Source organism: Nostoc sp. ChiQUE01b, from assembly GCF_034531255.1.
Taxonomy (GTDB): Bacteria; Cyanobacteriota; Cyanobacteriia; order Cyanobacteriales; family Nostocaceae; genus Nostoc.
Genome location: NZ_JAVRBM010000085.1, coordinates 1 through 19,509, shown reverse-complemented (window position 1 = coordinate 19,509; position 19,509 = coordinate 1). Strand labels below are relative to the sequence as shown.

Annotated in this window: 13 protein-coding genes and 2 pseudogenes; 2 read left to right on the top strand and 13 right to left on the bottom strand. The window is 41.3% G+C overall.

Features of this window, described 5'->3' with window-relative positions:
- Positions 1-80: 80 nt before the first annotated feature.
- The 8 genes and pseudogenes from RMY63_RS34065 to RMY63_RS34030 all read right to left on the bottom strand — a co-directional run bounded on the left by RMY63_RS34065 (position 81) and on the right by RMY63_RS34030 (position 8,685).
- On the bottom strand, positions 81-587 hold the full coding sequence (locus RMY63_RS34065; protein WP_322732937.1) for a hypothetical protein: 507 nt from the start codon (positions 585-587) through the stop codon (positions 81-83).
- Between the two features lie 22 nt (positions 588-609).
- Positions 610-2,019 carry a phage tail sheath C-terminal domain-containing protein gene (locus RMY63_RS34060; protein WP_322732936.1) on the bottom strand — a complete coding sequence of 470 codons (1,410 nt, stop codon included), beginning with the start codon at positions 2,017-2,019 and terminating at the stop codon, positions 610-612.
- Positions 2,020-2,747: 728 nt separating this feature from the next.
- A pseudogene (locus tag RMY63_RS34055) lies at positions 2,748-3,155 on the bottom strand (transposase); the annotation flags it as partial.
- A gap of 498 nt (positions 3,156-3,653) precedes the next feature.
- Complete coding sequence (locus RMY63_RS34050; RefSeq protein ID WP_322732935.1) at positions 3,654-4,310, bottom strand: pentapeptide repeat-containing protein; 657 nt, start codon at positions 4,308-4,310, stop codon at positions 3,654-3,656.
- Positions 4,311-4,836: 526 nt separating this feature from the next.
- The gene (locus RMY63_RS34045) at positions 4,837-6,615 is read right to left on the bottom strand and encodes an asparagine synthetase B family protein (protein ID WP_322732934.1); all 1,779 of its coding nucleotides are present in this window, start codon (positions 6,613-6,615) and stop codon (positions 4,837-4,839) included.
- Positions 6,616-6,633: 18 nt separating this feature from the next.
- The gene (locus tag RMY63_RS34040; RefSeq protein WP_322672404.1) at positions 6,634-6,942 is read right to left on the bottom strand and encodes a HigA family addiction module antitoxin; all 309 of its coding nucleotides are present in this window, start codon (positions 6,940-6,942) and stop codon (positions 6,634-6,636) included.
- Between the two features lie 15 nt (positions 6,943-6,957).
- On the bottom strand, positions 6,958-7,206 hold the full coding sequence (locus RMY63_RS34035) for a type II toxin-antitoxin system RelE/ParE family toxin (protein ID WP_322732955.1): 249 nt from the start codon (positions 7,204-7,206) through the stop codon (positions 6,958-6,960).
- A 597-nt stretch (positions 7,207-7,803) separates the two neighbouring features.
- A complete protein-coding gene (locus RMY63_RS34030) occupies positions 7,804-8,685 on the bottom strand; it encodes a 4-hydroxybenzoate solanesyltransferase (protein WP_322732933.1) in 882 nt (293 codons plus the stop codon).
- A gap of 518 nt (positions 8,686-9,203) precedes the next feature.
- Here RMY63_RS34030 and RMY63_RS34025 point away from each other — a divergent pair.
- Positions 9,204-10,853 carry a Ppx/GppA phosphatase family protein gene (locus tag RMY63_RS34025; protein WP_322732932.1) on the top strand — a complete coding sequence of 550 codons (1,650 nt, stop codon included), beginning with the start codon at positions 9,204-9,206 and terminating at the stop codon, positions 10,851-10,853.
- 838 nt (positions 10,854-11,691) lie between these two features.
- Here the strand turns inward: RMY63_RS34025 and RMY63_RS34020 are convergent.
- Together RMY63_RS34020 and RMY63_RS34015 are read right to left on the bottom strand one after the other, a co-directional pair.
- Positions 11,692-12,705: an alpha/beta hydrolase gene (locus RMY63_RS34020; protein ID WP_322732931.1), complete on the bottom strand. Its 1,014-nt coding sequence runs from the start codon at positions 12,703-12,705 to the stop codon at positions 11,692-11,694.
- 199 nt (positions 12,706-12,904) lie between these two features.
- Positions 12,905-13,312 carry a hypothetical protein gene (locus RMY63_RS34015; RefSeq protein ID WP_322732930.1) on the bottom strand — a complete coding sequence of 136 codons (408 nt, stop codon included), beginning with the start codon at positions 13,310-13,312 and terminating at the stop codon, positions 12,905-12,907.
- 59 nt (positions 13,313-13,371) lie between these two features.
- On the opposite strand from RMY63_RS34015, the pseudogene RMY63_RS34010 reads away from it, so the two are divergent.
- Positions 13,372-13,603 (top strand): annotated as a pseudogene (locus RMY63_RS34010) (IS630 family transposase); the annotation flags it as partial.
- 262 nt (positions 13,604-13,865) lie between these two features.
- Here the strand turns inward: RMY63_RS34010 and RMY63_RS34005 are convergent.
- The 3 genes from RMY63_RS34005 to RMY63_RS33995 form a co-directional block, all read right to left on the bottom strand.
- Positions 13,866-15,272: a glycosyltransferase family 2 protein gene (locus tag RMY63_RS34005; RefSeq protein WP_322732929.1), complete on the bottom strand. Its 1,407-nt coding sequence runs from the start codon at positions 15,270-15,272 to the stop codon at positions 13,866-13,868.
- Positions 15,273-16,071: 799 nt separating this feature from the next.
- Positions 16,072-17,286 (bottom strand): HhoA/HhoB/HtrA family serine endopeptidase, encoded by a 1,215-nt coding sequence (locus RMY63_RS34000; protein WP_322732928.1) that lies wholly within the window; start codon positions 17,284-17,286, stop codon positions 16,072-16,074.
- Between the two features lie 429 nt (positions 17,287-17,715).
- Complete coding sequence (locus RMY63_RS33995) at positions 17,716-19,038, bottom strand: D-alanyl-D-alanine carboxypeptidase (RefSeq protein ID WP_322732927.1); 1,323 nt, start codon at positions 19,036-19,038, stop codon at positions 17,716-17,718.
- Positions 19,039-19,509: the final 471 nt, after the last annotated feature.

The following is a 19,509-nucleotide window of genomic DNA, read 5'->3' as shown; positions in this document are numbered from 1 at the left end:
AAAAAGTTTGTAGTCAGGACTTTAGTCCTGATTTGTTCGCGGAGCGTCTCGCAGAGAGGACTGAAGTCCTGACTACGAACTTAAGTAGTTTCTTCACTACTAATTCTTAATGCTCTAAAGGTGGCAGACTCCATCACAAATTCGTCTTCTGGAAGCGAGAAATTCCAACTTTCAAATCGCACGCCAAAAATTGTCAAGGTGTTGCTAGTTTTGGGAAAGGCAGGGTTGTTGAGGCGAATGACAATATTAAAAGCAGGTTGAGCGATCGCATCCATTGGTGGCGGACTCTTAGATCCATTTCCTAACAGTAAACGAATTAATGCACCATTAATATATGCCCGTTCCACAATGCCCGAAACACAGATATTCCCAGGGCGTAATTCGGTAGCAAAGCGTCTACCTATTTCATGGTAAGGCCGCAGTTCATTTTCTACTCGCACTTTCACATTTTGTAGCCGTCCCACCACACTAGAAAATTCATACTCAGAAATTAAACTACTAGCTAGTTTTCCTTCTTCTGTAGAACTATCATCAACTGCTAATACTAAGGACGCATCTGAACCTTGAAAAATATTTAAATTCGGCATAGCAAACCTTTTTTCAAATGTCTTAGCTGAGGTACATAGTTACTTTAATGAAGTCAATACTGAAGGTAGGTTGGAGAGTCATTGTCACAGCCACAATTCCTTCAATTTCTTGTTTGCGAGTAGCAGCAACTTCTAAGGTATATCCCACCAAAGCTTCATCATCTACCATGCGTGTTAAAAAGCCGTTTAAAGTTGCTTTCATTGCCCCTCGCACTCGCTCATTGTTCAGTCTACCAATGTAGGGATTACAAGCAGAACGCACACCATAAATCGCATAATCAACAGTTCGCCGAGTAGTAATTTGCTTCCAAGCTGCATCATTAGTGGTAATGCCTTTGACAATTCGGAAACCATCACGCTTTTCGATGACTAAGACACGGTTTTGTACGAGTTTTGTCAGCTGGCTGGAATTAAAAATACTTGTAATTCCCTTGATGGTTAAAGTTTTATTGGTTGGGCTAGCCTGTACTGGTAAAGAAGCAATTAATCCCGCAACAGCCGCCGCAGTATAAGCTCCGGGAAGGCTATCAATACCTCGATTGCGGTTGGCAACTTCTATACCAGGAGCGGTAAAAATTAGGCGATCGTTATTTAACGTATTTGTAGTCTCAGCAATCTCGTCTAATGCTTCTTCCCCACTGCCAATTATTCCTATTCGTTCTCGCTGAATTTCTGCTGTCTTTTTCAAATGTGCAGCTAAAATCTCAGATCCATTATTTACTGTTTGTCCTGCCAAAACTATAATATTAATAATTTCATTTTCGAGCTTTTCTAAGCTCTTGGCATATTCAACAGCACCCGCATCTGCACCATCACTTCCTTCAGCAAATGATTCTGGTAGTGTACTTTTATTTGGTAATAATTCACTAGAATCAGCAACTTTTTTATCGGCAGTTACAATTTGAGATTTGTTGTTAACTTCATTAACAAATGACTTCAATCCTCCGGCTACAAGACTATATTTCTCTTGTAGTTTACCCAGGGAAAATTCAATGATTTTTGTACTCTTATTATCAGTAGTATTTTCTCCATCACTAATAGTAATTTTAATAGAATTACCCAAACTACCAGGAGTTTTTTTAGCTGTAAACACAACTAATGTATTTTTGTCACATTTCAAACTATATGAGGCATTTTTTAGACTTTCTTCGTTCGCCGTTCTGACAGCATAAACTTGCTGTCCACCGTTGTTATAAATTAGCTCTAAGGCACGGATGAGAGTTAAATTATTTTGATTTCCCTCTTGCCATTCATGGCTATCACCAAATATTTCCTGGGCTTCAGCAATGCTACTAAGAATGTAAACTTTATTAACTTCTCCTTTGGCGGCTGTTCCCACAACACCAATTATTCCAGAAGCAATGTTACCTGCGCTAATCAAACCTTCATCTCTTACCGTAATATAAGTGCCGGGTAAGATTGTTTCTACCATATCCTCTCCTCAACTTTTAATTATGCGGCGGTTATTTTTTTGTTAATTCTGTAATAGAGTCATTAGTCAACAATCAACAATCAACACAAAAATATGCGAGTTAGATGTGCGATCGCTTATGACTTTAAGGCAGTTAATGTTATTTCAACAGAGTTGTTAATTCTTTTAGGCTTCAAGTGACCAATTTAAATTTAATCCTTGGTTATTGACACAGTATATTTACTGAAATAAGCGAAATTACGCATTGAGATTATAAATTTCAGTGTTGGCTTTTTTTCAGATAAACACCACCCGTGACAGGGTAAGATAATTGCACATTTGTCAAGTGGGTACGAAAAAAGGGAATAGATTCAGCTTGGTGACTGGTTTTCGCAGAGTTTTGACTACACCTAAACCTTGACTCTCTTTTGCGGCAAAGTATTTAATCGTGTCATCAGCATTACCTTTGTCATGGGCAACACTAAGGGACTTGCAAGAAAATAAGATACCAGTTTAAACAGGGACAATAGTAATATCCCATTTGGGTAATGTTTTGTATTACTCGGTAGAGACTCCGTATCTTTCCATGTATAGCAAAGTGCTGTTAGCGGAAGCGGGGCGTTTAGCCCGTGCTGAGTAGAAACTCAGTATTATTAAAGGTTTCAGCAGTTTCCTTTCCTCTTTTTCGGATGATAGCGCAGCGTTAGCGAGTCCGCGTCTCTTGCGCGTCTCGTAGAGAGCGTCTTCTGTTTTTTTTCAGTCTCTTGAGAAGATGTTAAATGTAGCATCTTCTTGACCATTTGTTGATTTATCTTATTAATAAATTCAACACTGATTCTTTCTCGAAAGTGAACTAGCATTGATCCATCAAATGGAGCTTCATTACTAGAAGATGACATCCCTATAAAATACTGTAGATAAGGGTTTTCCTTGATTTGTTCTACTATTTCTCTGTCACTTATACCTAGTTTCTCTTTAATTATTAATGCACCTAACGCCATCCGAAATGACTTTGCTGATGCCCCCATCTCTGCGGAGAAAGATAAAGAATATTCCGACTCAAATTCTGTCCAGGGTATTAAAGAAGCCATAATGACCCAACGATTATCTTCTGATAACTTTCACTCAAATGGAAGTTCAAACCTTTCCGGTGGAATTGGAGTTAATTCTTCTTTTCAGTACATGGTTATATTGGATACACGCTTGTCTGGGCTGACCACAGTCATGCAAGGATTTTTGGCTATTTTACCTTCTTATCTTGCACCGGAATATACTTCTTTGGTCTGATAATCTAGAGACTGTCACCTTTTCTTTCTTTTTCAGCAAGCCCTACTTATTCTGACTTTTGAATTCTGAATTATGCTACATCTCGTTTCCATGCAGAGCATGGAAACAAAATCACCGAAACAGTGCTGAGTGCCCAGTTATGAGTGCTGAGTCAAAAAGTAATAATCGCACTCAGCACAGAAGGGTCTGAAGAAAGAGCTTTTAAGCATGGAAGAAGAAATAAATATTTATTTCGAGATGTGTAGCACAAGAAATAATACGTCCTTACTTCAATCCCCTAGATTTATCTATGGGGTTACTCAGCACTATAAGCCGAGGCACTCAGCACTCCTGAAAAGATTATCTCACTTTGGCAGAGCTACTTCTAGCTAATAAATAACTATCTGAGGTTGCTCAATTGTACCATCAGGCATGATAGTATCTCGCAACTTCGCATAAATCAAATTTGTCTTCCAAAGGTTTGCTTTATTCAAGTTTGCTTTATTCAAGTTTGCCCATGTCAAATCTGCACTAGTTAAGTTAGCCTCAGTTAAATTCGCTTCTAATAATTTTGCTCCACATAGCTTTGCTCGTGTGAGATTTGCAAAACTCAAGTTAGCTTCAATCAGCGATGCTTCAATTAATTTGGCTTCACTTAAGTCTGCTTCTCTCAAATCCACATCACATAAAGAAGCACCCCAAAGAGTACTACCTATCAATTTCACTCGCCATAAGAATGTTCCGCACAAATTTGCTCGTGTTAAATCAGCATTAGTCAAATTAGCTTCACATAAAGATGCTTCATACAAATTAGCTTCACGTAAGCTAGCTTGCATCAAATTTGCGCCACTTAAATTAGCACGAGTCAGAACACAACCAGACAAATTTGCACCATGCAAATCTGCTCCAATTAAATTAATACCACTTAAATCAATTCCTTTCAGGTCGATTCCTCTCAAGTCACATCCACTGAAATCCCGACGCTGAAAATATTTATTTGTGATTTGACTTAAAATAAATTCCTGCTGTTGAGCATAATTTTTCATGGTATTCACCTCTGGGTGTAATTTGATCTCAAAGGTTGAGTGTGGTAGTTACCGTATATTGAGAGTACACCGCAAACAGAGATTAGCTCAGTAAATAATCAAAAATAAATTAACAAAAAATCGGCAATCACTTGAAAATACGTTGTTTCAGGGTTTTTAAAACAAAAAATGCTGACATAAGTCAGGAAATATTCATATAACAAGAGTCATTTGTCCTTGGTCATTTGTCATTGGTACTAATGACTTCGATTTCCCTACGGCTTTTTATGAAAAGCCAGGGGATGATATGATGTGCTGTTAAAGACTTATCATTTAGAGGGCAGGAGAGCAGGGAACTCTTAGCAGGGGGAAAGAGGCTTTTGGGATTTTTGCACAGATACAGTAATCATAAGTGATTAGCCGGACATGATATGAGTTAAGATTCAAAATTTCAATCAGTACTGAGTACTTCTCGTCACTTGTTACCCAGCACTGATAGCAAAGGCATAACCCAACTTAGTCATGACGTATCCTTTTGTTGCTTTCACTATTGCACTTTTTGATTTACTTGTAACCAAATTTCTAAACTAGCAAGCAACCACAGCTTTACTCCATAACGACTCCAAGTATCTCCTTGATAGTTTAACCAATTACGAATTGGCAGCTGGTTTAAGTAAGGAGTAATACATGCATTTTGATTGAGCAATAAATCTCTGGCTTCTTGCTGCCAATATTTCCGAAATCCTAACTGCACCGGTACCATCATGCCACTTTTGGGACGATGAATAATTTTGTCTGGTAAAATATCTGCGATCGCAGAAGACGTACTGTAGGTAATCGCTTGCTTTAAAACTGCTTTTTCTTCCACTCCCGAAAGCTTATACTCTGGAGGTATCTCCATGCTTAAGTCTACTATTCGTTGGTCAAACAGAGGAGAACGACCTTGCAAAAGAGCAGCTTGAGTCAAGTTACTGACTTTTGTCAGAATTTGGTCAGCGCCTTTAAATTTGATATTCATTGCCATCAAACGATTCAGATAGCTGGCTTGAGAATATAAGTCTTCTGCAAAAACCCAAGGTGCTGTTTGTACTGCTGTCCAGACTTCTGATTTTAAAAGTTGCGGTAAGTCAACAGCACACTTTTGAAAGGAAATTAAATAAGCTTGCAATGCATCCTGATTGGTGACAGAGCCATATAAACTATTAATTAACATCGGCTGATTTTTTGGCCCACCAAAACAGGGGTCGCCACCTTCACCATTTAAAACTACTTCTACGCTTTCTCTCGCCAGCCGTCCCAGCAAAAGGTTGGGAACAGTCAGTGGGTCGCCAATGGGGTCATCTAAATAAGCCATTGTTTCCGGCAAGTGTGACCACATATCCTTAAAAGTAATTTCTAAAATGTGGTGCTGCGTCTGACAATGGGATGCAACGAGACTGGAAAATTCTAACTCATTAGGACATTCCGAACCAAAATGAATCGAGAAGGTGTGGACTGGTGCTTTGTGGAATTTTGCTACTAAAGCAGTGATACTGCTAGAGTCTAAACCACCAGAAAGAAAAACGCCAACGGGTTCATTTGCTGGTGGTAAATATTCTTGAACAACTTGGTCTAGGAGTTTTCGCAAGCGATCGCCATGCCATGCTAAGGGTTGATCTATTGCGATAATCTGTTCTTGAAGCTGCCAATAAGCTGTAACTTTGTGGTCAGGAAATTCTAAAACGGTTCCAGGTCGCAGTTCCTTTACCTGTTCCCAAAGGGTTCGTTCGCCGGGAACAAAAGCACAACAAAGATAATCTCGCAACGCCACCAAATCTAAATCGGATGAACGATGAGGTGATAAAGTTCTCAGTTGAGGCGCAATCCAACGAACTGAACCAGTGGTAGTGTAATAGAGAGTACGAACACCGATGCGATCGCGAATCAATCTCAACACCTGTTTCTCTCTATCCCAAACCACTAGGGCAAACATCCCTACAAGTTGGTTAAGACTTTCATTACCCCATCGTTCCCAAAGATTGGCCACCAGTTGCAGAGAACTTCTTTGAAAGCTATCCGGTTCAATTCCCAACTTTTGCAACAACTGTACTCGGTTAGTTAACCAAACATCACCAACAACAACAAATCGTCCTCTAGAACTGATTGCTAATTTCTCCGTCGGAAATTCCGAAGTTGTACGTGGTAAAATTACAGAAATTTTTTCATCTCGCCAAGCTATATCTTCATAATTTACATCAACTGTTCCCCACGCTACGCGCCAAGTTGGGTTAGTTTTGATGAATTCGATTTTAGGAGATTTGCGATTTTTAAATGCATCAAATAGCATGGAAAATTTTTAACGAACTCAGGCTACATCATTAAACGGAAGTTTAGGTATTTGATTGTAAACTTCTGCATTTTCTTCAAGAGCTTGACGTATATCGTATTGCGTTTGTAAATTCAACCAAAACTGAGCGCTGCTACCAAAATAGCGAGATAAACGCAACGCTGTATCTGCTGTAATACTGCGTTTTCCAGATAAAATTTCACTAATTCGTGTCTGAGCTACACCTATATCTTTGCTTAATCGATAAGGGGTAATATTTAGTGGCTCTAAAAATTCTAGTTGTAGGATTTCCCCAGGGTGAATATTTGGCAGACGGGTGTTATTCATAATTATTGACCTGCATTAGTGGTAATCTACTATTTCAACTTCCGAAGCATTATTCTCATCCGTCCAAACAAAGCAGATTCGCCATTGATCGTTAATACGAATGCTGTACTGCCCTTTCCTGTCGCCAACTAACTTTTCTAAACGATTACCAGGTGGAGAGCGCAAATCGCTAATTGACGTTGCAGCCTCAAGGATGAGCAGTTTTCGTAAAGCAGTTTTTTGGATATTGGGCGGATACTGAGAAGATTTGACACTCTCCGCGATAAATCGACGGGGATTCTTGGTTCAACGAAACCACTTAACCTAGAGTCCTTGCGTCATCTAGAGCAGAGGTGGGATTCTCCCCAAGCGTTAACTTTCCGAGTGCCCCTCGGTAGTTGCATTGCTGCAAGTCTTGTTTAGTTTGAAACAATTTGTTCCAAAATTCTGAGTCGTCTAGCCCCTATGAATCTTTCACCTACTGCTAGAAGGAAACTAGAATAATGCAGTAGAACCGCATAGATTCAATTATCAAGGTTCAGTGCTTTGTCTTTCGACAGCTAGGTTTTTTAAGTGGTTAATTACCTTTCCACTATCATTAGTATATTGTTACACTAATTAATTGAAAGCCGTCGTAGAACGACGGGGCTTTAAACCCAATTTTTCGGTAGAGCCGTCAAAGATAAGCTTTGTCTCTTCAGATTTAAAACTAACAATCACAATACTATCGCTTTGCGTTACTATCGTCAAACGTTAGTATACACTTCAACGCGAACTCGCATTAACTCAGTTTGTATGATGCCAAGTCTGATTCCTGCGAAAAGCTATCTAGCTTTAGAAAAATTACTTCAAAATGCCTTCTGCCTCTTGCCTCCTGAATTCTTAAAAAGATCCAGCAATCATCCCAGCAAGTAAAATAAAACCAATCCACACATTTTGCCGGAACATCTTACCATAAGCAGAATTAGGTAAGTATTGCTCTCTTAATCGCAGAGACTGCCAAACCCATCCGATAGTAGCAACTGCAAGGCTAATCCAGAAGGCTAAGTGCAGATGTATAACTACACCTAACCAAGACAATAACAAGATTGTGCCAGCAAAGAAAATTCCAATGGCTAGAGGGGCATAATTACCAAAAAATAGGGCGCTAGAATTAACACCAATGCGGCGATCGTCTTCCTTGTCGCTCATGGCGTAAACTGTATCAAATCCCAATGTCCACAGTACAGTCGCACCCCAAAGTAACCAAGTTGCTTGAGAAATGGTTTGTGTTACTGCACTCCAGCTAATCAATACCCCAAAACCCCAAGCGATGGAAAGCACTAGTTGCGGTATAGGAAACACCCGCTTTGCACCTGGATAAAGCAAAATTACAGGCACTGCTGCCACGCATAACCAGAAACTCAAGGGGTTAAGATAAAAAGCCAAGACTGCTGCACACGCTAAAGAGACGATCGCGACTACAATCCCAACTTTCACAGATAAGGCGCGAGAAGCGAGGGGGCGATCGCGTGTTCTCTCCACTTCTGGATCAATATTCCGATCCCACAAATCATTCACAACACACCCAGTCGCACTCGTGGCCAAAGTACCCAATATAATCACACCAACTAGAGGTAAAGGCGGTTTCCCTGAAGCTGCCAAAAACACAGCCCAAAGGGCAGGAATCATTAAAATTAATCGCCCTTCTGGTTTATGCCAGCGCAAAAGCCGGATAATTACAAGCCAAATTGGTTCTTGGGGGCGTTCTGGCATCGTTAGCATAGGATTGAGGGGGCAGGGGGCAAAACAGTTCTGAGTTTCGAGTTCCGAGTGCTGAGTAAAGAGTAAAGAAGTGAGATTCCCCACTCAGCACTCAGCACTCCTGAAGGGCATTGGGCATTGGGCATTGGGCATTTCTTTTCTTGCTTCTTTGTTTCTATGCCCCATTCCCCATTCCCTATTCCCTATTCCCTATTCTCTAATTCACACTTCTTTACATCTATAGAATAACGTTATTTGTTATTTGTAAAAACATAAACCAAAGTGGCAACTTTAAAATATCTTTAAATAGTCACTACGGTTATAAATAGTAGGGTAAATATACATAGCTCAGTTACCCTCGACCAAGCTGAGTTGCGAATGCTGAGTATTTTTTAATTTACTCAATATTCAGCACTGGCTCAACGCTCTGCTACCGCTAACAGCACTTAGTCTGAGCAAGTGTGTTGTCGTAAATATCAGTGCTAGCTACCCCGACGTATCACCGTTTGCCATCATTTCTTATAAAGAGAGAAAACTAGATGCTGAATTTAGTTTCTAGCTGGGAGAGTGTTCCTACTCAACCATCTAAGCAACATCGGATTATTGCTGCCATTGACCTGGGAACAAATTCTCTACACATGGTAGTAGTCAAGATTGACCCCACACTACCAGCTTTCAGCATTATTGCTAGAGAAAAGGAAACTGTGAGGCTTGGCGATCGCAATCTTAAGACTGGGGAACTTAAACCAGAGATAATTGAAAAGGCGATCGCGGCTTTAGGACGCTTTCAAGAAGTTGCCAAAACTATCAATGCTGAAACTATCATTGCTGTGGCGACTAGTGCTGTGCGAGAAGCCCCCAATGGTAAAGATTTTTTGCACACAATAGAAACGGAGTTGGGTTTAAGCGTTAACTTGATTTCTGGTCAAGAAGAAGCGCGGCGAATCTATCTTGGTGTGCTGTCGGGCATGGAATTTAACAACCAGCCTCATACCATTATTGATATTGGCGGTGGTTCCACAGAATTGATTTTAGGTGATAGTCAGCAAGCCCGCATTCTCACGAGTACGAAAGTTGGTGCAGTGCGACTCACTAGCGAGTTAATCACTACTGATCCCATTAGTAACACTGAGTTTCAGTATCTGCAAGCTTATGCACGCGGGATGTTGGAACGTTCTGTAGAAGAAGTCTTAGCAAACCTAGAGTTAGGGGAATCTCCGCGTTTGGTGGGTACGGCGGGCACAATTGAAACCCTGGCAATGATTCATGCACGAGAAAAGTCGGGTGTTATTCCTTCCACTCTCAATGGCTACCAATTTAGTTTTAAAGACTTGCAAGAGTTGGTAAATCGCTTGCGGAAACTAAGTAATTCCGAAAGGGCTGAGATTCCCGGTATGCCAGAGAAGCGCCCTGAAGTTATCCTCGCTGGGGCAGTCATATTACAGGAAGCAATGACCCTTTTGAGTAGTGAATCGATTACAGTTTGTGAGCGTTCTCTGAGGGAAGGCGTAATCGTAGACTGGATGTTAACCCACGGTTTAATTGAAGATAAGCTACGCTACCAAAGTTCAATTCGGGAACGAAATGTTCTCAAACTGGCGGATAAATACCACATCAATTTAGAATATAGCGATCGCGTGGCAAAATTTGCCGAGGGTTTATTTGACCAAACTCAAGGTAGTCTACATCACTGGGGAACTGACGAGCGACAAATGCTGTGGGCAGCAACCATATTACACAATTGCGGTCATTATATCAGCCATTCGTCTCACCACAAGCATTCTTACTATCTAATTCGCAATGGAGAATTACTCGGTTATACAGAAACCGAGATTGAAATTATTGCCAATATAGCGCGTTATCATCGCAAATCGCCGCCCAAGAAAAAACATGAAAACTACCAGAGTTTGCTGACTAAAGAACACCGACAGATTGTTAGTCAATTAAGTGCGATTTTAAGATTGGCAGTAGCATTAGATAGACGACAAATTGGTGCAGTTGCTCAAGTGCAATGTGAGTATTATCCACAACTTAGGCAGGTCAACCTGCTAATTTCTCCATCTCAATCAGATGATGATTGTGCTTTAGAACTTTGGAGCTTAGATTATAAAAAAGGAGTGTTTGAGGAAGAGTTTGGAGTGAAATTAGTAGCAAGTTTAGAAAACTCTAGCATTGCTAACTTGTCTTAGAAAGTAGGGTGCGTTAACCCGGTGTAACGCACCTGCACATAGCTGATGTTTTATTCTTGCGATCGCTAATTCAACTTGATAAGTTAGGCTCAATATAAAAGCTTAACGTAAAAATCAGACAACTTTATTTAGTAACTATTTAGGAGGGTATGATTATACAAGTAACTTTCTCTTGTACACAAAAACTTTAATTAAATTTGCAACTATATTATATAAAGATATATATCTAATTTTGACATCCAACTTAAGGACGAATTTATAACTGTCTCAAGAACGATTTAAAAATAAAAACTAGTAATTATAATAGGGATAACAATCTATTAAATGTAGGTTATGTTGCTAGTGGATATCTAAGCCGGGAAAACTTAGATATCCTTATATAAAATTTCAATAGTTTAATAAGTAATCAAGCAGATATGATGTTAGTAACTGAAAAAACTGGCGCTGACTTTTACCGATAGGTATAGCGATGTCTACGACGGGCTACGCCTACGCAGTTGCTGGAGACTTCAAGGTAAAATTTCGGTAGGTTCATCACTTATACGTGGGCTAGAGCGTAGTTGCTAAAGTCAAATGCAATGTTTTTAGCGATACTAATTTTGTTTTACACACCTACAGCAATTAGGGCAGACATCAATATGCAAGCATTCTTTACCGACGCTCCCCAAGAAATTTTTCCTTTTTTATAATTTGAAGATATAGCACAAGCCTTGGTGGTTAGGACATCAAGAAATGATAAAACTTAGACACCAAAAAACTTTTCACCCAGTCCTCAGTCCCTTGCTATAAGTATCATGTTTTACACAAAAAACGATTTTTTGCAAAATTGGGATACTCATTAGAAATCTGGATTGATACATTTAAGATGCTCACAGCCAAAACCTTGAGTCATCATTGCAGATAGCTGTGGAAAAACTTGTTCATCAAAGTTGAGTTCTTGCATGATTTGGTCATGAGGTTGCCCCTGCGCTATCCGCTTTGCCATTTGCTCAAACTCTACCCAAGTTAAATCACTCTCAACAAATGCTTTACTAAGGGTAATTACTAGTTCCTCATAATCATTGTCTTCCAATTTTGTCATCATTCGGTGTTCAATGTGAAGCGAATCATCGAAACAGTAATACCAAGATTTTGGTTGCTGCCTAAGTACTCTTCGGAAAAAATCCTGCTGTTTCGACCGACTAACAGCACTATCTGCCTCACTACATACCATTAAAATTGGGGCAGAAACACAGCCTTGAGACTTGTCTAAAACCTGATATCCCAATTCCAGAAATATCCGTAAAGCCTTGAGACGAAAACCTTTATAACCAAAATTCCCAGGTGCATCTTTGTTGAACCATTCAAAGTAAATTGGCAGAATTTTGATCAATTGATCGAATATTAAGTAGCGGCTACCTAAATAAGGCGTGAACAATAAGGTGCGGTCAATCTCTTGAGGATACTCTAAAGCTAACCAAGCAGCTAAAGTTCCACCTGTTGATAATCCACCAATTACAACTTGTTGCCCTAGCGTTTTGGCAATCTGTAACCATTCGATTACAAATTTTTGATAAATCTTAATATCTGTTGGCAGGGGTGGAGGATTTTGAGACTTCCAGTCACCTGAGCGTCCATGACCGGGTTGTAAAGGAATTAGAACGTTATATCCCGTGTTAAAGAAGGCTTTACCAAGCGGCTCGAACTGGTAAGGGCCTGCTGTAAAACCATGCAAAAACAAAAAAACTTTTGAAGTGAAGTCAGGATGAATCAAAAATTTAGAACGGCAGGCTTCATTTTTAAGACCTAATGTGGACTCTAATTGGTGAACTTGCTCTAGAATTTCTACTGTATTTTGAATGCCAACTTTCATTTATGTAATTATTATGTTCACATATATATAGGAATCATATTTGATTTCTGAAATTATCTACGTAGTTGGGGAGTAGGGAGTAGGGCTGAAGGCTTTTCGAGTTGTAGGGAGTTTTTTCACGCAATCAAATCATAGTCCTATAGCAATCCTACTTAAATCATGCTCAGGATTTTGAAAATTTTTAAAGTCGGATGAGTATTCACTCCAAACTAATTTTCCACAACCCATCTAGCGGATTAGACAGTTGGAATTGACTATCACTGCTGCCAAACCAATTATTGTCATACATCAACCCAACACTGAATATTTTATTTAAAGAATATTGTCCTAGTTTTCCAAAACCTTCAATATTCTTTGAGTCAGCGATCGCTTGCTGGTTCAACTGTATAGTTGTTTGGTTGCCATCGTCAAAGTAAATTGTGGCTCGTTTGTTGTGAAAGCGCACGTGAACTTTGTAGACTCCACCAGTTGCATAGTAATAAGCTCTAGCAGGCAGCTTTTGACCATCAATATTTTGTCCTTTAAGCTCAACTGCCATCGCAGGACTGCATAGCAGCAACAGGACTGGCAGGATTAACCCTAAAACTTTCATTGGTATAGCAATCATATTTGATTTCTGAAAAAAACTACGAGATAATACTGAGGTATGTATCGATCAACCTTGGTTTGTCTCAAGAGCAGTGGAAAATTCATTGCGAACACTAAAGCCCCTAATTGCCCATCACAAAATCCAATTGAGGATATTTGGTTACAAGCTAAAACCTGGGTGCGGCGTTTCTGTGCTTTGATTCCTTCGTTCTCTGATCTCAAATGGATGTTTGAGTGGTTTCTCCGACACACTACCTTTGATTTTGCCACTCTTCAAATGTACGGAGTTTTTTCCGAAATCAAATACTAGTCCTATATCAGTGGCGAAGTTCTTCAAAGATATATAGCAAAGTGCTGTTAGCGGAAGCGGGGCGTTTAGCCCGTGCTGTTAGCGATAGCGGGGCGTTTAGCCCGTGCTGAGTAGAAACTCAGTATTATCAAAGGTTTCAGCAACCAACATAGTCTTAACCTATGCTTCGACTGCTATAAAGGTCTACAGTGAAAAAGGCAGGAGGCAGAGGGCATTATTCCTCCTGCCTCTTGCCTCTCTTATTTTTAATTCCCCAAAGGGGCTATTCCCCATTCCCCGTATGCAAGGTTTTCACCCATTTCAGGCGCTTTGGTCTTACCGACATCCGGGCAGTAGTACTGCTCATGACGACTAACCAGTGCAACATATATAAATTGCCACGCAGGGTTTGCACCAGCATCATAAGAAATGTAGAAAGTGGGAATTTTTGATCTTGACGTACCCGCTTCAGACCTGTAAACATCCCTACCATCGACATAGAAATGGACAAGCCTGTGATCGGACTTAAAATTGGTGGACGATGACGAGCGATCGCCATTAATAAATCTGGTATTGTTGCTGTCGGTAAGATATACATAATCAGCAGAAAAATCAGCAAATCCCAGCTTTTGCGCCCTCCCATGCGGTTTTTGAGAATTAAATCCCAATAATCCAAATAGCGTTGATATCCGCCTTCTGCCCAACGGTTGCGCTGATGCCAGAGTGAAACTGCACTCGTCACTCCTTCTTCTTGCACTGCTGGATGAAAAACACACTCAATATCCCATTTGTCCAAATGTAAGCGGATTGTCAAATCCAAATCATCGGTAATGGTTTCCTCATTCCAGCCACCGCAGCTTTCCAAGGCTGAACGCCGGACAAATTGACCATTGCCCCGCAGTTCGCCAATGCCACCAAGGGCAGTCCGCTGTTGTTGAAACCAGGTATCAAGTGCCATTTCGGCCATTTGACCCTTAGTCCAAAAATTTTCTTTAGCGTTGGCGATCGCTTTTCGCACCTGCACCGCCCCCACGTTTTCTCTTTGAAACAAAGGTATTACCTGTTGCAGCAAGTCTGGTGTTACTTGTGCATCAGCATCAAATACTGCTATAATGTCGCCCTTTGTCAGCGGCAATACCTGATTCAACGCCCCCGATTTGCCACCAGTAGCTTCTGCTGAACGCCTTAGTACTTTTAGTTGGTCGTGTTTCTGTTGGAGTTCTGCTAATAAACGTGGCGTGCTATCACTGCTGCGATCATCAATTATCCAAATTTCGTACTGCCCACCTGGATATTCCAGATTACAAAGATTTTTGACTAATTTAGCAATTACCGCTTCCTCATTTTTCGCAGCCACTAGCACAGATACCGAAGGCAAATCTCCCTGTATTTCTTTTGGATAGCGACGGGATTTAGTAAACACTACCACCAAAGCATGAAATCCTAGAATGGTGGTCAGTCCTAGAATAAATATGGAAGCCCAAGAAACTAAATGTAGAGCGATCGTGCCACTCCAGACGATAGTCAAGACTAGAGCTGCTTTGCCTCTACGACCTTGAAACCGGGATGGTAGAGACATAGAATCTGTCTCTAACACTGACTCCTCATCTACTGATAGGTCAGACAACAAGGAGTTGAGCGGATCAAGCTCTTGATAAGAATCTTCTTCGGGCCAGGAATTCGCTGGCATAGGTTAGGTTGCTTGATTCAAAAACCATTATTTGTCTACAGTTAGTAATTTTACGGACAAATATCCCTAAGCTACTTTTTCCGATATTAATCGGAATGGGCAAACTGTAATACCCGCTATCCCTAAGCCAAAAGCTGCTGGGACTACCTTTGTTGTCACCGCCATCTGCGTAATTACCTCGCATTAACCACGTTTGCTACTCTTAGACAAAAGCTTGATTCCTTTGATAGCCACTTAGGCAGGAAGCTTGTAGAGTCGGACTTTCTCCATGAGAACTCCGGCTTGGGTAAAGTAATAGCAAGGTAGCAGCAGCTTTTTGTTGGGAAAAACTGCAACAACGGCATCCACCACTTTACAGTAGACATTTTTAGTGTTATCGTTCCCAGATTCGATAACAGTTAATGCAGCATTATTGTAACCGAAATTTTAATATTACTTAGTAGTAGTCAACCAACTTTATTTTGACAGGTGAGCTTCTAAGTGTGAATCTAGTCTAAAAGAAACTTTTCACACTATGTCAGTTAAATATACTGTTAACCTAACTCAAGAAGAACATCGGCAGTTAGTGGATCTAACTAATGGGACTTAGACAAAAAGTAACCATAAAAAAGCCTCAAATCTATATGCACATAGACTTTGACAAAGAGTTTTAGCTTTAACCCAAGCGTATTGATTTATAAGAGGCAGTTCTTGCAGGGGGCAAGGAGAAGAGGGGACTCTTTGGTACAAACCTCACCCGCAAGTGGCGTGAAGGCTCCCTTGCTCCCTTCCCCCCTGCTTTTTCATTTCGATATTGCCCCTACGAAGCATTTTGCAACTCGGCTGTGCGTACTGAAAGCTGCTCTGTCTTATTACCTCGTTGCACTTTTACTTGTAATACTTGACCAAGGCGACTGTCTTCCACAACATTCTGTAATTGTTCAGCACTGGTAATAGCTTTACCATCAACTTGAAGAATCACATCCCCGCGCCGGATACCTGCAGATGCGGCTGGAGAATTGGGGACAACTCGCATAACAAAAACACCATTGATTTCTGGTATCTGAATAGGAGAGTTGGGATCGGTGTTATTTAGCTTGGCGAGATCGGGTGTCAAAGTTAGCATTTGCACACCTAGATAGGGGTGAGCAACTTTGCCATCACGTTGCAGTTGCGCGGCGATCGCTTTGGCTTTATCAATAGGAATCGCAAACCCAATACCCATCGCATCAGGGCGAATGGCTGTGTTAATACCAATTACTTCACCTTGACCATTCAATAGTGGCCCGCCAGAGTTACCAGGGTTAATAGCAGCGTCTGTCTGAATGAAATCCAAACGTTTGTCACTAATGCCGACTTGGGCGCTGGAACGTTTGAGGGTACTGACAATTCCCAAGGTAACAGTATTATCGAATCCCAAAGGATTACCGACTGCGATCGCCCAGTCTCCTACTTGAACATTGGTGGAAGAACCCAAGGGCGCCACTGGTAAATCGTTACCAGCGTTAATCTTGACTACTGCCAAATCTGTGACTTCATCAATACCCTGAACTTTCCCTTCAAAGGTGCGGCCATCTTTGAGCCGAACTGTTACTTTATCAGCTTTATCGACTACATGAGCATTAGTCAAAACTAACCCGCTCTTGTCAAGAATAAAACCTGAGCCTAAACCGCGTAACTGTTCAGAAGGAATCTGTTGAGAGAAACCGTCACCAAAAAACCGACGGAAAAAGGGATCTTCCATAAATGGATCGACGCGACGAGTAATTGTCCGCTCAGTATCAATGCGAACAACTGCTGAACCAACACGATTCACTGCTGCTGTGACAAAGCTAGTGCTACCGATCGCAGCAGTGGTTGGTGATTGCCGTTGAGCAATTAGATTTGAAGTATCAAGAGCAGTTATTGTGGGTGCTGGTTCGGCTTGGGAGGGTAACACCTGCAATGTGCTAACCGCTAGCACAACTCCTAGCGCGATCGCTAAAACATGAGTAGTGAGTTGACGTAAAGACCGAGATAATTTGGGAAATCGCATAATCACAACCTAATTTATCAGCCTAATTGTTGCTCAGTCGTGACAAATCTATTTACAGTTATTTTTATTTCAGGTTTCGCCTGCTCTTTCCACTACTGGGGTTAGGGCATTTTGCGAACTACCTGTAATCAACTTAATAGAAAATTTAACCCAAAAGCTATTATGGACATTTACCCTTTACAAGTTCGGTTTTTACCCATGAATAAAACTTTTGGATTGCCAATCAGATTAGTCCGCTCTCTGTTCTAATACCAATTCTCCAAAATGAGGCAACAGATATCAATCACCAAAGTCTTACTCCATCTAGGTTTCTTAATTGCGAATTGCTCTCTTCGCAGCGTTAGCGAGTCTTCTCCCAAGGGGAGACGCCAAGGGCGAACGAGCGTCATTGCGAATTGCGAATTGGTATAACTCTAGACTATGGATCAACTAACTTTTGTATAAGATTTCATTTCGACTAGCTGTGCCTAGCTGAGGTAAAGAGTTGATGGCTGAGTGGGGAGTCAGGGCAATAGGAACGGTTGGAGGTAGTTGTAATTGTTTAACAACACTTTGCAAAAGTTGGTCTTGTCCAGTCCGCAAACCCCAGACATTTGTCCCCCGGTTGATAATAGCAAACCAAACCAAACCGCGATCGCGTGTGGGCATCACTCCCGCTAAAGCGCTTACATCCCGGAGAGTGCCAGTTTTGATCACAGTCGCCAGGGGAATATGTCTGGCGTGTAGTGTCCCCCGGTGATCAAATCCAGACATGGGGAATAAGTCAGCCAAATTTAGTTGATGGGCAGATGCCTCAGCTTGAATAGCCATCAACATCGCACAAGCAGCTCTGGGGGAAATGCGATTTTCCGGCCCCAATCCAGAACCATTGATTAACTGAATTTCCACTTGTGGCACCCTAGCAAGGTGAGCAGCAGTTGATCGTACTACAGTTGCTCCTCCTACTGAGTCTGCCAGCATCTCTGCCATATCGTTGTTACTGTAAACGTTCATTTCCTTGATTAGTTGCTTCAAGGGCAATGAGCGATGACGCAGTAACAAAGTTTGTTGAGGGTTTGGTTGCGCCTCAACTTTCACCGCACCCGCAATCAGAACTTGAGGTTTGGGTGTTCCCTTGGGCATAATTGAGTGTGTATAAATCGCAGGGCGTCCCCAAGTCGCATAATTTAGTGTTTGCTTGAGCATTAGACCTGCTAGCATTGGCTGACGTTGGAAATTCATGGCAAAACTGCCAGTAATAATTAAATTCCCCTTTACTTGCTTGATGCCCATTTGATTGAGAGTATTACCAAGAGCGATCGCTTCTTCCCAAACAAACAAAGGATCGCCACGGCCAGTAACCACCAAATCGCCCTGCACAACTCCATTTACCACAGGCCCAGTCACACTCACCAAAGTATCAAATTGGTAATCTGGCCCCCAAGTTTTCAAAGTAACTAGTGAAGTGGCAATTTTAGTTAAAGAAGCAGCCGGCAGAGGAGTCGTACCTTGGTGATTTGCCATCAGCATTGGCCCCGACTGCATCCAAATTCCCTGACTCTCAGCCAGATTTTGCGCCACCAGTTTTGATGTTATCAGCTTTTTCAAATATTCTTGCACCGTAGTCGCCCCAGCTGGATTGGGATCGGGGGCAAGAACCAAGCCAGGGCTACTTTGCCAAGTCAAAGCATCTAAGGCATCTAGAGGCTTGATTTGTACCCCAGCCATTTCCAGCCAAAGCGACACCAAACCTGAACCCAATAATTCCAGCATTTTTTATTCCTCTGTTAGGATCTCAAGCGTTGTTTACTGTGCTAATATACAAGCTTTTTTACAATAATCAGTATTGAGTCATAATAACTGGTGTTTTTCTCATCTGTAAGTAGGGTGAACAATATTGTTTTCGTGGCTCCTTAAACAATGCCAACATGCCCCATGAGATTTTTGAAGCTTTGATAGATTTGCTCGTTAAGAGTCCCCGACTGGGAATGCCTAATAGGGGGGCTGCCACCTCAAGACTTCCGGCAGCAGCCCAATGACAAGCATTTCCACTCTTCGAGGAAACGAGATTTTAAAGGGTTTTGGGCTTAAGTTGACACCAATGAAGGCAGTAGCTCTCCTTTTTAAGGCAATACACTTGGGATAAACCTTTTTCTCTCCCCCTGCTCCCCCTGCCTCCCCTGCTCCCCCTTTCAAGGGTAGGTGTTTAAAAATTAGGCACTAGAGAGGGTGATTTGGGAAACA

Bases quoted from the DNA above. Each gene is read 5' to 3' on its own strand.
- RMY63_RS34065 (WP_322732937.1), bottom strand. From the start codon at position 587: ATGCCGAATTTAAATATTTTTCAAGGTTCAGATGCGTCCTTAGTATTA.
- RMY63_RS34000 (WP_322732928.1), bottom strand. From the start codon at position 17,286: ATGCGATTTCCCAAATTATCTCGGTCTTTACGTCAACTCACTACTCAT.
- RMY63_RS34060 (WP_322732936.1), bottom strand. From the start codon at position 2,019: ATGGTAGAAACAATCTTACCCGGCACTTATATTACGGTAAGAGATGAA.
- RMY63_RS34005 (WP_322732929.1), bottom strand. From the start codon at position 15,272: ATGCCAGCGAATTCCTGGCCCGAAGAAGATTCTTATCAAGAGCTTGAT.
- RMY63_RS34030 (WP_322732933.1), bottom strand. From the start codon at position 8,685: ATGCTAACGATGCCAGAACGCCCCCAAGAACCAATTTGGCTTGTAATT.
- RMY63_RS34040 (WP_322672404.1), bottom strand. From the start codon at position 6,942: ATGAATAACACCCGTCTGCCAAATATTCACCCTGGGGAAATCCTACAA.
- RMY63_RS34020 (WP_322732931.1), bottom strand. From the start codon at position 12,705: ATGAAAGTTGGCATTCAAAATACAGTAGAAATTCTAGAGCAAGTTCAC.
- RMY63_RS34025 (WP_322732932.1), top strand. From the start codon at position 9,204: ATGCTGAATTTAGTTTCTAGCTGGGAGAGTGTTCCTACTCAACCATCT.
- RMY63_RS34045 (WP_322732934.1), bottom strand. From the start codon at position 6,615: ATGCTATTTGATGCATTTAAAAATCGCAAATCTCCTAAAATCGAATTC.
- RMY63_RS34050 (WP_322732935.1), bottom strand. From the start codon at position 4,310: ATGAAAAATTATGCTCAACAGCAGGAATTTATTTTAAGTCAAATCACA.
- RMY63_RS33995 (WP_322732927.1), bottom strand. From the start codon at position 19,038: ATGCTGGAATTATTGGGTTCAGGTTTGGTGTCGCTTTGGCTGGAAATG.
- RMY63_RS34015 (WP_322732930.1), bottom strand. From the start codon at position 13,312: ATGATTGCTATACCAATGAAAGTTTTAGGGTTAATCCTGCCAGTCCTG.